This window comes from Aquimarina callyspongiae, assembly GCF_034322225.1.
Classification (GTDB): Bacteria; Bacteroidota; Bacteroidia; order Flavobacteriales; family Flavobacteriaceae; genus Aquimarina.
Window position 1 is genome coordinate 691,874 of record NZ_JAXLPA010000002.1, and the last position, 12,201, is coordinate 704,074.

The window sequence follows — 12,201 nt, forward strand, 5'->3', positions numbered from 1 at the left end:
TAGATTTATACTTTCTAGGATTCTGAAATATGCATACATTTGAAAAAAATAGCGTATTGAGTTTTTTAGATATCTTACTTATTATAATTAGTAGTGCAGGTCTTTTACACGGAGTTCTATTTGCTTTCTATTTGATTGTTTTCAAAAAGAAAAAAATGTTGACGAACCTTTTATTAGGAATGATTCTGATATTTATGGCTTTTAGAATTGGTAAATCAGTAATGCTCAATTTTGGTAATGATTTAGAACCAATTTTTATTTTTATAGGATTAGCGTTTCTATTACTGATCGGACCATTTTTTAGATGGTATACGTTAGGAATGACACGTCCAGATTTTAAATTATCCAAATATTATCTTTTAGAGCTCGTTCCATTTTTTATAATATTTATTGCTAGTCTTTTTATAACCAAAGAATGGTATGAAAACAGTAAACTGGTTATTATAATTTTTTCGAGCTGCCTGATTTTTATTTACCTTCATTTAGCTTTTTATATAGGATTAACTTGGCGAATGATAATACGAGCTAAAAAACAATATCAACAAGTTTTACAAACAAAGTCTGGAAATGCAATATTTAGTTGGTTACATCTTTTAATTATTGGTTTAATAGTTATCTGGGGGAGTTATGTATTAAATATATTAGATGATACAGTACCATATATTGTTGGACCAATTGTTTATTCTATAATCATCTATTTTTTAAGTTATAAAGCATTTGAATTAAAAGTTACTGAGCTCAATGGAGAGGTATTTAAAACGAATGATAACAACCTTTTATTTAACGAAATATCCAGGTTGATGATGGATGCTAAACTATATCTTGAGCCGGATATTTCGCTTGTAAAACTGGGTAAGATGATAGGAAAAAGCACACAAATTACATCATCAATTATTAATCAATATAGTAATAGAAACTTTAATGATTTTATTAACTATTATCGGATTCAGGATGCAAAGAAATTACTTTCAAATGAAGAAGGAGATAAATTTACTATTTCGTCAATAGCTTTTGATACAGGCTTTAGTAGTCTTTCTTCTTTTAATAGTGCCTTTAAAAAATTTGAAGGGAAAACACCATCAGCTTATAGAAAAGGAAAACAGTAATACATCGGTGATAAACCAATGATTATTGTATACATATCTTTATATTTGATACTTTGTTTTGAATATGGATTATTCCTCAATGTTTTTGTTTTTTTTTGGAGCTATTGGTGTATTTAATAGCTTTTTGGTGAGTCTGTATTTTATTTTCTATAAAAAACCAAGACAGATATCAAGTACATTGTTAGGTTGGTTTCTTTTATTTTTTAGTGAACGTGCTTTACGCTCATTAATTTATTTTTTTAGCGATATTACTCCTAATTCTTATTCTAAATTTGGCCCCATTACTTTTCTTTTTATAGGACCATTTTTGCTATTGTATATTATATCAGTTATAAAACCAAATAGTAAAGCATTAGTTTTTTGGAAATATCATATTTTATTTTGGATAGTAACTGCAATATTCATGCATTTTATATATCCTTTTAGAACCGATCCTATATTTTATAAAAAATATATTCTGAAAGGAATTAATATTCAATGGTTAGCATATGTTTTAATTTCTGGATATTATGTTTTCAATCATCTAAAAAATACTCACGTTAAAAATAAAAAACTTGAAGCTAGGGATCGATGGTTGCTTTCTTTATTAATTGCTGTATTAATTCTTTGGTTGATTTATTTCTTTATAAGCTTTGATTACTTTGTTATTGGGTCAATCACTTTTTCTATTATATTTTATTCTTTCTTTATATACTTTATGTTTAATAAGAAAGAACGTGCTCAAGTATTTGATATTGGGACAAAGTACGGAACTAAAAAAATAGAAGCTGTTAAACTTACTCAATTAACAGAAAAGCTTAGCATATTAATGTTAGAACATAAACCTTATAAAAACCCTAATTTAAAATTAACAGATGTAGCCAAAGAACTTGGTATTTCCACCCATCAGTTTTCACAATTATTAAATGATAATTTGAAGAAAAGCTTTTCAACTTTTATAAATGAATATAGAATTGAAGAGGCCAAACAAATTATTAAGTCTAATACAAAGTATACATTAGACGCAATCGGGAACGAATCTGGCTTTAATTCTAAATCAACATTTTATAATTCCTTTAAACAAGTTGTAGGCATGACTCCTTCAAAATATAGAGAGCAATTTTTAAGTTCATAATTATAAATTCAAACAAAAACGGATGCCAATGGTATACGATTTTTGGTAAATCTGCTGTTTTTTTGTTTTATAATTTTAATTCTACTAAAATGAAAAAACCTATTGTAATTCTAGTCTCCTTACTATGTCTGTTGTTTTTTATAATAAGTTGTGATTCTAAAAATAAGATTACAACAAAAAAATCTATAGCAGAAGCTATTGCGGTGTTGCCTAATGCTACAATAGATGAAACTATAGATTATTATTATAAGTTAAAAAGAGAGCAATTAGACTCTTATAATTTTGAAGATGAAAATGAGCTTAATAAACTAGGATATCAATTCTTAAACAACGGGAAAGTAAAGGAAGCCATAAAAATATTTCAACTATTGGTTTCAGAATTTCCTAATGCCTATAATCCCTATGATAGCTTGGCTGAAGCTTATCTTATTGATGGAAATGAGCCTCTAGCCATTAAAAATTATGAAAAATCTCTGAAGTTAAACCCTAAAAATATTAATGCAGAGGATCATATAAACAAATTAAAATATAAAGAATACGACTCTACAAGGTTTTATAAAGTGTATGCTGTAGAAAAGTACAAGCAAGATTTAGATGAGTTAGGTCGTCGATTAACTGAAGTAAACCCAAATGCCTTTAAATTTATTACTGAACATTCATTTTGGGATATGGTCAATAGTAAGAAAGAATCATTATCTGAAAAAACTACCTTCAGTGAATTTATTTGGATGTGTAGTGAGATTATTGCTAGTATTAGTTGCAGCCATACTTCTATGGGATACTTCAAGCAGGAAAGAAAAATGCTTCCTGTAGAGTTACGGTTTCCTTTGGAGGTAAGATTAATAAATAATAAGATGTATGTTTCTAATGCATTAAATAATAAAGATAAGGTAAGTGTAAAGCAAGAAATCACTGCGATTAATGATAGACCTATTGCTAAAGTAAAAGATGAAATATACAAACATATTTCATCACAAGGTAGTATTGAAACATCCAAAAAGAATTTTCTTAATGCACATTCTACGTCTATTATTCCTTATGCATTAGGATTTCCAAATTCATACAACGTACATATAAAAAATAAAAAAGAACCGATTTCTTTATCACAACTAGTAGAGTATGATGATAATCTTGATAAATTACCTGATTATTTATGTCAAGAACCTCTTTGCATAAAGTATCTAGAGGATAATAAAACTGCTATAATGACTATCCGTACTTTTGCTTATTATGGTAATAAATTCCCGGAGTTTAAGTCATTTATCGATAGCAGTTTTAAAGCATTTTCTCAAAAGAAAATTACCAATTTAGTTATTGATGTAAGGGGAAATGGAGGTGGCCCATCAGATGCCGGAATATATTTACTTAAATACTTGTCTGATAAACCATTTAGATACTTCTCTAATTCTCAGTACAATGAAAAATTGGATGTAAACCAACCTTTTACAAATTCTTTTAAAGGAAACTTATATTTCACCATGGATGGCAATGGAGGTTCTACAACCGGACATTTTATGTCTTTAATAAAACACTTAAAACTAGCTACCTTAGTAGGAGAGGAGTTAGGATCAAATCAATTTTGCACAGGAGGTCAAAAGATGCTTCGATTACCTAATACAGGAATCATTTATGTTGTTGCCAGAAATACTTATGAAACTACAGCTACTGATTTGCCCATTGACAGAGGGATCATGCCTGATTACGAAGTCTCACAATCTATTGATGATTATCTTGATAATGTAGATATGATTATGGATTATACTTTAAAATTGATTAAGAAAAACTGATCTAAAAATAAAAAGTATGATGTTACTTTTTTACTTAGTAACATCATACTTAAATCGTATTAAAAAAATATCAGTTTGTAGGCTCTACAGTCTTTTTATTATTCTGTAATGAAGTTTATTGGATTTAAATGCTTGTTGTTTAAATGTACTTCGTAATGTAAATGTGGACCAGTCGATAGACCAGTATTACCCACATACCCAATAACATCTCCTTTTTTTACAGTTTCTTTTTCTTTAATGTTAAAACCATTAAGGTGTGCATACCAGGTTTGATAACCATTACTATGATTAATGATAATTAAATTCCCCCAGTTACCTTCATAAGATGCTTTATTAATAACTCCATCTGCGGTAGCTATAATAGGAGTACCTATTTTGGCTTTGATGTCAATACCTCGATGGACCATTTTCTTAGGGATTTTAGGATGCTTTCTAGGTTTGCCATATAAACTGGTAATATCTTTTTTATTACCATCTTTGATCGGAAATAACGAAGGAGGCTCATTAATGGTAACAGAAGTGGTAACATTTGATAATTCTGGTACTGTTACGTCCAACATTTTTGTAACCGTTTTGGATTTTGTAAAAGCCATGCATAGCATAACAGTACCAATAATTAATAATGAGTAGGTAAGTTTAAATACCTTGCGTGTAGGTTTTTTTGTGATCATGTCTATTCGTTTTTTGATTACTGATTGATTGAAATAATTATATAAATTATTTGATGATTGAATTTGAATATTTAATAATAGTGCTTGTAAATAATCGGATGTTTTTACATTTCTTTTTAATACCCAGGCATCTGCCTGATACTCATGAATAGATTTTAGTGATTTTCTATGTAAGTATACTAATGGATTGAACCAGAACAACATAATATATATTTCTGAAAAGAAAACATCTATTGAATGTTTTAATTCTATATGCGCTTTTTCATGTTCTATTATTAGATGACTATTCTCATCATTATGCTGTTCAGGTAAGAATATCCATTTAAAAAAAGAAAATATATTTGATTGATTGGTATATACAATTTGGTGGTTATCCTTACATATTGATTTAGATTGCTTTTTTAATTTAAGTACTAACCAGATAGAATGAGTTAATTTAAATAGCATTAAGAAACATCCCAAAAAATAAATGTATATCAATAGATCATTTAAGCTATATGATGCTTCCTGACTATTTTCAAATACGGTTGTTATGGTATCTCTTTCATCACTAACAAAATCATAAATTGTTGGAACCTGAATAACAGTTTCTGGTATTTCAGAAATAACTAAATAGGAGAGAGGTGCTAATAAAGCTATTATGGGCATAACAAGTAATACAACTCTATTAGTTTGATGAAATGTTATTCGACTAAATATAGTTTTATAAAATATATATAGACAAGAGAATACGATACTACTTTGTAATAAGTATAGGAAGAAATTAGTCATTTTGTTCTTTTAATGTTTCAATTTTTTCCTCAATTAGGTTCTTGATTTCTTCTAACTCAGAAAGTTTTAGATCTTCATTCTCAGTAAAAAATAAGGCAAACTTACTGCTAGAGCCACTAAAGAAATTACCGATAACATTCTTAAAATGCTTCTTAAAATATTGCTCTTTAGACACTGTAGCATAGTATTGGCGTATTTTACCAAAGGATTCAAAGTTTAAAAAACCTTTTTTGACCAATACTCGTACAACTGTGGATATGGTTGTATAGGCAGGTTTTGGTTCTGGAAATTGTTCTACAACATCTTTAAGGAATGCTTTTTCTAGTTTCCAGATGTATTGCATGATTTGTTCTTCTGCTTTTGTTAATTCATTCATAGGGCAAATATAGTATAATTTTTTACTTATGACTATATTTATAGTAATAAAACTATTTTTATAGTCATAATCATTGTAACTCTCTATAAATATGATGTATTATGATGTATGAATTAGTTTTTATACCCTGCTCCTAAAATGATAATCCTGTTTTATATTTATCTTACTTATAAATTATATTGATCAAAAAAGAGGTTGCAATTCTTCACTTTTTGTTTTTAATGGTTCATAAAAATGTTCAACTTTGTGTATATTTAAAACTATTGAGTGATGCTTTCTAAAGAATCATCATTAGTTAACCAACTTATCTATTCTACCATGAAGAAACTCTTATTATTCTTTTTATTTATTTCTATCAAATGTATTTATAGTCAAAATTTAGCAAATCTTTACAAGCAAGTTAATTCATCCGTCGTAGTGATTGATGTAGTTAGTGTTGGATCAGAAGGAGAAGGAGTAAGTAGACGTTTAGTTACACAAGAGTCACAAGGTTCAGGTTTTTTAGTTTCAAATGAAGGGCATATTTGGACTGCTGCACATGTTATTCAGTCAGCAGAAGTTATTACTGTAGAATTTCTGGATGGTGATAGATATGAAGCTGATGTTCTGGCATCTAATCCTAATGCAGATGTTGCACTATTGAAGATCAAGGAAGAATTTGTTTTAAAAAATAAAAAGATAGTAACCATAGCCGATTCTGATAAGGTAATGATAGGAGAAGATGTGTTTGTATTGGGAGCGCCTCATGGTTTTAAACAATCCTTATCCCGCGGAATTTTAAGTGGTAGACACATTCCTGAAAATCTTAGTAACGATTTTATCAAAGTAGAGTTTTTACAAACCGATGCAGCTATAAATCCTGGTAATTCTGGTGGTCCGGTTTTTAATATGAAAGGAGAAGTGATCGGTATAGCTAGTCGTATTTACACCATGTCTGGAGGTTTTGATGGTATTGGATTTGCTGTTACTTCAAACATAGCAAACAAGCTTTTGATGGAAGAACCTAATATTTGGACAGGAATGGAAGGCAAATTAGTTACTGGTGTTTTGGCAAAAGCTCTTAATATTCCGCAAAAATCAGGATTGTTAATTTTAAATGCGTCTACAAAGGGAGCTGCCGGTAAATTAGGGTTAAGAGGTGGAGAGATTCCTGCTGTTATTGATGGAGAAGAAATTCTTATAGGAGGTGATGTAATTTTAGAAATAGCCGGAATCAAATTCGAAAACGAGAAATCAATTTTCTTAATAAGAGAAAAGATAACATCCTTTCAAAAAGGAGATTCAATTTCTATCACCGTTTTGAGGGATGGCAAAATAGGATCACTCAAATTTCCTAAACAGTAATTTAAAATATTTAATTCTTAAGCTAGTTATTCGGTTGGTTGATTATTTCTGAAATGATCTATTCGTTTTCTTAAAAGTTTTGCCCAATATGACATTACTGCTCTGGCGTTTCCGTACTTACTAAACGTCTCTATATATCCACGATTTTTTCTATTATCAATTGCTTGCCCAAGAATCTCTTTAGTAACAGAATCCACAACTTGTAACTCAAGAGAAGCACCTCCTTTGCCTCGTCCTGTAGCAGTATTTACGGCAATCATGAAAGGAAAAACATTGGTCCATATTTTTCCTGGACGTATATCGGTAATGGCTATTTGTATTAAAGCAACATCAGAACCTGGTTGATCAACTAATTCATATTCTGGTTCGAGATTTTTAATGATTTCGGTTTTAAAATATTCTTTTAATTCTTGTAATTTTTCTAGATTAATTTTTGTAGACTTCGCTTTAGGATGAAAACTAATAACGATATCATCAATCATCAGTTTTTTATACTTTCCTCTTTTTAAATCTGGGTTTACATATGATAGCATGGTACTATTAGCATCACCTTTGGTTAATTTGCTATAATCATCTAAAAAACCAGATTCATGAATCTTTGGACTACATCCAATTAAAAGATTTAACAGTAATATTGTAATACCCAAAAGAGGTTTATAATATAATTTCATAGCTGGTTATTTTGTGAATTAGAGTACATTAAGATATAACAAATATTTTGAATTGTAATAAGTTTTGATCAAAAGTGGCTTATTTTAATCTAGGGATATTTCACCCTTTAAAATAGTCACTTCACTTATTTTATTTTAAGTCAACCTCCTAAATCAGATTATGTTTGTTCTAGAAAACAAATACAATAAATATGAAAATTTCGAATATAATCTTGGGGACAATACTTGCGGGTAGCATAGGTATATTTACTGCTGCAGGAATCGAGAAAATAGAGGGCAATAATATATCAAGTCATTGTTCTAATGTAGAAAAACAAATAGAACTTGAAATTAATCAATTGGCTTCAGAAGAACTAAAAAGAGAATTAAAGTTTAAAGATGTTTTTGAGGTTCTAAATGAAAAGAAAATTGATCCATCAGATATTATGAATATCCTTGAAGAGGAGGAAATAACTTTTTAAAATTAATGAGCTTGGTACCTATTAAATATTAAATAGGTACCAAGAGATTCAAATTCTTTATCAATAGAATTTTAATAATAAATGAACCGAATTCTAATCTTATATTATCTGTGTAATAAAATCATAGATTATTCGCTCTTTACTAAAATAAAGAAGGGTTAAACCAATAGCATCATAAAACCCATGTATTAACACCGCTGATATTAAATTTTTTCTGTCTTTATAAAATATCATTGAAACACAAAAATGCCATAAAGTTACTCCTATTACTCCTGCTGGGCCTTGATACATATGTGATATCCCAAAATAGATAGAGATAATAACAGCAGAAAATAACCATGCTTTATTACTATCTCCAAATAATACTGCTAATCGTTTCATATAAAAACCACGAAAGAGGAATTCCTCTCCAAAAGCTGCAAAAACCCATACTATAATCATAGTAACAATGTATCCTACAATATTACCTCTGAGATCATCCAGAGAGGAGATATCAATTTTACCAAAATATATTTCTAAAAATGCTTCAATGGTGTAAAAAACAAAGAAAAGAAGGATAGCAATTATAAAACTTCGTATAACCGTTTTTACAGTAATTTTCTTTTCAAATCCAAAATATGACCATTGGAAATTACTCGACCATAAGATAAAAAATGCCACTGTTAATGCAGAAAAGAAAACAAAATTTCTATCTATAAACCCAAATAGAGGAGTGAGTAACATCGTTAAAATAACGATATATTTTTTTGTAAGTGCTGTGTAAATTTTGTTCTTCATCATAGTATATTTTAATTATTGAGGTAATTTTTAATTTGTTACCGCTAAAGTATTTTGATGATGATGAGCATATAAATTTTTGTGATGAATATGTAATGCTTAGGGATGAATAGATTGCAACTACATACAAAATAGCCTTATCACAGATGGTATCTTTTACATCCCAATAAATGATAAGATTCTCTATTATGTTATTGAAATAGGAATGTAGCAGTTATAAGTTTTAGGAAACAACCAAATGATTACTAAATAATTCAATGTCCAAATAAGAAGAAGTAATACGTCTTAAATAAAAACCATAAAACTATTAAGATGTATACCTATTTAACTGAAAAGATTAAAAACCTGAAATTATTGATATTAATAATTCTTCCTTTTTTTGTTTACGGGCAAAACCAGTTTGAAAATACACTCAAGTATAATGACTCAACAGGTTCTCCTAAAGCAGATCTAAAAGTAATTGAATGGTTAAGTGGATATTGGAAAGGAGAAGCATTTGGTGGTATAACAGAAGAAGTCTGGACACCACCTATTGGTAACTCCATGATGTGTGCCTTTAAACTTATAGTAAATAATGAAATACAATTTTATGAATTACTTACTATTACTGAAGAAGATGAAACATTAATCTTACGATTAAAACATTTTAATGATGATTTAACCGGATGGGAGGAAAAAGATAAAACGTATGATTTTAAGCTTGTAAAAGTAACAGAAAACAAAGTGTTTTTTAATGGGTTTACCTTTGAAAAAGTATCAGATCAGGAAATTAATGTGTATGTAGTGTTTGAGAAAAACAATAAAAAAACGGAAACAAAATTTAATTATAAGAGAATAAAACTTTAGAAGATAGAATTAATTTTCTCAACAAATGTAAAGGAATTCTAAAATTGCTGTCTATATTCTTTTAAGCAGGAAAAAAATACTTGATAGTATCGTTTTATCACTCCTATACCTGTGTAGAATAGGAGTGAATTCAATTATTTTTATGTTGTGATTAAATAATTTAATATGATTTGTTTTTCTTTTTCATCCCGAATAAAATTCTCGGTATCTTAAAAGGATAAATCAATAATCGATAGATTATTATAATAATAGGAAAAGATGTCAAAACTAAAAGAAACATTTTTGATACAATACTCATATTTAGTTGTATAATATAATAACCTAATATGATAAGAATCGTTTGATGTAGTATATAAAATGGATAAATAGCTTCGTTACATTTTTTTAACAGAACACTTTTTTTATTAAACCAGATCTGACCGTACCCAAGTAAAGTTGTTACAAAGTTCCAACCAACTAATGCACAAACCAGATACCAAATATCCCATCTGTTACTTAAAGAGAGATACGGTGTAATAACATCACTTGGCATAAGATAATATCCATAAAATAATAGGAAACTTATTAAAAAAGCCATAAAATTAAATTTACGATATGATTTTAGATGAATCCAAATGTTCTCTGTAGCTGTAAATAACATTCCGCAAACAAAAAAGTAACCATAGTAAAAAGTAGAGGAGAGGTTGATTATATCTTTTGAATCACTAGGATATATTTTTTTTAAGAAAACAGTTATTAATATTAATGGGAGTACCCATAAAAATATACCGTATCTTTTTGATGTGATAGTTTTAAGTAGGTTAATTAAATTATTAGATCTTGTTGATTTTAAGAATAAAATCAAAGGAATTAATACAACAGACATTATAAATAAATTCTCGATAAACCATAAGTGATTTACTTCGAAGAAATCTCCTTTTTTATAAACGTTTATATAAAAATCATACTTGATTATATTTTCAAAATATGTTTGTGGAGGAACTATAAAAAGAACACCGAACAAGAGCGGAATTAGTAAACGAGTGCTTCTTTCTTTTAAAAACTGAAACCAGGTTCTTTTTGAAAAAGCAAACATAGTTCCTGTACCAGAAATCAAAAATAAAAGAGGTAATCTAAACTGTTCAAAAAACACCATAATATCATCTAGGATTTTACTGGAATCAGAATTCATTATATGAAAGTCATCACCGTTAAATGGCATTCCTACGTGATGTAAATATACCGCTAGTATCGCAATAACCCGTAACCAATCTATATCATATCTTCTTTTATCTTCTATCAAAACTTTTGCTTTTTAGTTTATTTGACAAACTTAAAAACAAAGGCAATGGTGATTATAGTTTTGTGATGGATGACAAATGGAAGTGACGAAATACAAGGTGTGTTGTCTATATTTTAGAATACACTGCATTAAAACCATTAATGTTGGAGCGTGAAACAGGTATTTTATTTGAATAATTTTTTAAGGTCAATTGGTATCCTTGAGCATTTCCTGAAATCGATTCAATAGCATTTAGATTAACTAAATAAGAACGATGCGTTTTAAAGATAGAAGAAATTGGGTTTAATTGTTCTTCTAGTTCTTTTAGAGTGATACGAATCAATTTTTTATTAACTCCTTCTGTCGAATAAGTAAAAACTTCGGTATAATTACTTTCTACTTTTGCAAAGAGAAAATCATTAGTTTTCAGTTCAAAGTTTTCAATTGATATTGTTTTTTTTGCAGAATCCATAATACTATAAGATTCCCGGGCTATATTAGAAGGTAGTTTTTTTAAACTTGTTGTATGTTTATTTATTAGCCGTTCAAGGTTTATTGGTAGTACAATAATTAATAAAAGAACACCTATTAAAAATGTGTTCCGAATCTCTTCCCACAAATACCGAAAAGACCAATTATCCGGATTTGTATAAATCAAATCACGAATTAAAAACCCTACAATACCAATAATTAAAAGAATGATTGATAGATTAAAGATTTCTTTTCCCAGGGTCCAGATGATATCATCTTTCACCTTTAAATTCATCAAACTAAGATAAATGTACGCGATAGGAAAAGGAATAAATGCATGAATTAACAAAATCCATATAAAGTTGATTTTATATTCTGCAACGTTGACAACAAAAGGTTCAAAAAAATAAGAAAAACAAAAGCTTAAAACAGAGAGAAACAATAGTAATAAAATAAGCCGTTGTTGATTATCATAGTAATAGGGATAAGGCTCTTTTAAATATTCTTTAATTTTTGCTAGTCTTAATTTCATCTGAAAGCAAAAA

General features: G+C 28.5%; 12 protein-coding genes. 6 read left to right on the top strand and 6 right to left on the bottom strand.

Annotated features, from left to right (window positions below; translation table 11 throughout):
• The first annotated feature begins 29 nt into the window (after positions 1–29).
• The 3 genes from U0D62_RS10100 (at position 30) to U0D62_RS10110 (ending at position 4,007) form a co-directional block, all read left to right on the top strand.
• On the top strand, positions 30–1,106 hold the full coding sequence (locus U0D62_RS10100) for an AraC family transcriptional regulator (protein WP_322287155.1): 1,077 nt from the start codon (positions 30–32) through the stop codon (positions 1,104–1,106).
• A gap of 64 nt (positions 1,107–1,170) precedes the next feature.
• Positions 1,171–2,220, top strand: coding sequence for an AraC family transcriptional regulator (locus U0D62_RS10105; protein ID WP_322287156.1), 1,050 nt, complete (start codon positions 1,171–1,173; stop codon positions 2,218–2,220).
• 89 nt (positions 2,221–2,309) lie between these two features.
• Positions 2,310–4,007, top strand: a complete 1,698-nt coding sequence (locus U0D62_RS10110; RefSeq protein ID WP_322287157.1) for a S41 family peptidase — start codon at positions 2,310–2,312, stop codon at positions 4,005–4,007.
• A gap of 98 nt (positions 4,008–4,105) precedes the next feature.
• On the opposite strand, the gene U0D62_RS10115 is transcribed toward U0D62_RS10110, so the two are convergent.
• The gene (locus U0D62_RS10115; protein ID WP_322287158.1) at positions 4,106–5,449 is read right to left on the bottom strand and encodes a M23/M56 family metallopeptidase; all 1,344 of its coding nucleotides are present in this window, start codon (positions 5,447–5,449) and stop codon (positions 4,106–4,108) included.
• Complete coding sequence (locus U0D62_RS10120) at positions 5,442–5,825, bottom strand: BlaI/MecI/CopY family transcriptional regulator (protein ID WP_322287159.1); 384 nt, start codon at positions 5,823–5,825, stop codon at positions 5,442–5,444. The genes U0D62_RS10115 and U0D62_RS10120 overlap by 8 nt, the downstream gene beginning before the upstream one ends.
• Positions 5,826–6,095: 270 nt before the next feature.
• On the opposite strand from U0D62_RS10120, the gene U0D62_RS10125 reads away from it, so the two are divergent.
• Positions 6,096–7,169 carry a S1C family serine protease gene (locus U0D62_RS10125; RefSeq protein ID WP_322287160.1) on the top strand — a complete coding sequence of 358 codons (1,074 nt, stop codon included), beginning with the start codon at positions 6,096–6,098 and terminating at the stop codon, positions 7,167–7,169.
• Positions 7,170–7,195: 26 nt separating this feature from the next.
• Here U0D62_RS10125 and U0D62_RS10130 read toward each other — a convergent pair whose 3' ends face one another.
• Positions 7,196–7,840 carry a DUF3313 domain-containing protein gene (locus U0D62_RS10130; protein ID WP_322287161.1) on the bottom strand — a complete coding sequence of 215 codons (645 nt, stop codon included), beginning with the start codon at positions 7,838–7,840 and terminating at the stop codon, positions 7,196–7,198.
• Positions 7,841–8,031: 191 nt separating this feature from the next.
• On the opposite strand from U0D62_RS10130, the gene U0D62_RS10135 reads away from it, so the two are divergent.
• Positions 8,032–8,301, top strand: a complete 270-nt coding sequence (locus tag U0D62_RS10135) for a hypothetical protein (RefSeq protein ID WP_322287162.1) — start codon at positions 8,032–8,034, stop codon at positions 8,299–8,301.
• Between the two features lie 99 nt (positions 8,302–8,400).
• On the opposite strand, the gene U0D62_RS10140 is transcribed toward U0D62_RS10135, so the two are convergent.
• On the bottom strand, positions 8,401–9,078 hold the full coding sequence (locus U0D62_RS10140; RefSeq protein ID WP_322287163.1) for a CPBP family intramembrane glutamic endopeptidase: 678 nt from the start codon (positions 9,076–9,078) through the stop codon (positions 8,401–8,403).
• Positions 9,079–9,390: 312 nt separating this feature from the next.
• On the opposite strand from U0D62_RS10140, the gene U0D62_RS10145 reads away from it, so the two are divergent.
• Positions 9,391–9,924, top strand: coding sequence for a DUF6265 family protein (locus U0D62_RS10145; RefSeq protein ID WP_322287164.1), 534 nt, complete (start codon positions 9,391–9,393; stop codon positions 9,922–9,924).
• 160 nt (positions 9,925–10,084) lie between these two features.
• On the opposite strand, the gene U0D62_RS10150 is transcribed toward U0D62_RS10145, so the two are convergent.
• On the bottom strand, positions 10,085–11,206 hold the full coding sequence (locus tag U0D62_RS10150) for an acyltransferase family protein (protein WP_322287165.1): 1,122 nt from the start codon (positions 11,204–11,206) through the stop codon (positions 10,085–10,087).
• A 106-nt stretch (positions 11,207–11,312) separates the two neighbouring features.
• A complete protein-coding gene (locus U0D62_RS10155) occupies positions 11,313–12,188 on the bottom strand; it encodes a LytR/AlgR family response regulator transcription factor (protein WP_322287166.1) in 876 nt (291 codons plus the stop codon).
• Positions 12,189–12,201: the final 13 nt, after the last annotated feature.

What these genes read in the sequence shown, in the direction of transcription:
- U0D62_RS10140 (WP_322287163.1), bottom strand. Translation starts at nt 9,078, where the DNA reads ATGAAGAACAAAATTTACACAGCACTTACAAAAAAATATATCGTTATT.
- U0D62_RS10110 (WP_322287157.1), top strand. Translation starts at nt 2,310, where the DNA reads ATGAAAAAACCTATTGTAATTCTAGTCTCCTTACTATGTCTGTTGTTT.
- U0D62_RS10135 (WP_322287162.1), top strand. Translation starts at nt 8,032, where the DNA reads ATGAAAATTTCGAATATAATCTTGGGGACAATACTTGCGGGTAGCATA.
- U0D62_RS10130 (WP_322287161.1), bottom strand. Translation starts at nt 7,840, where the DNA reads ATGAAATTATATTATAAACCTCTTTTGGGTATTACAATATTACTGTTA.
- U0D62_RS10125 (WP_322287160.1), top strand. Translation starts at nt 6,096, where the DNA reads ATGCTTTCTAAAGAATCATCATTAGTTAACCAACTTATCTATTCTACC.
- U0D62_RS10155 (WP_322287166.1), bottom strand. Translation starts at nt 12,188, where the DNA reads ATGAAATTAAGACTAGCAAAAATTAAAGAATATTTAAAAGAGCCTTAT.
- U0D62_RS10100 (WP_322287155.1), top strand. Translation starts at nt 30, where the DNA reads ATGCATACATTTGAAAAAAATAGCGTATTGAGTTTTTTAGATATCTTA.
- U0D62_RS10115 (WP_322287158.1), bottom strand. Translation starts at nt 5,449, where the DNA reads ATGACTAATTTCTTCCTATACTTATTACAAAGTAGTATCGTATTCTCT.
- U0D62_RS10105 (WP_322287156.1), top strand. Translation starts at nt 1,171, where the DNA reads ATGGATTATTCCTCAATGTTTTTGTTTTTTTTTGGAGCTATTGGTGTA.
- U0D62_RS10145 (WP_322287164.1), top strand. Translation starts at nt 9,391, where the DNA reads ATGTATACCTATTTAACTGAAAAGATTAAAAACCTGAAATTATTGATA.
- U0D62_RS10120 (WP_322287159.1), bottom strand. Translation starts at nt 5,825, where the DNA reads ATGAATGAATTAACAAAAGCAGAAGAACAAATCATGCAATACATCTGG.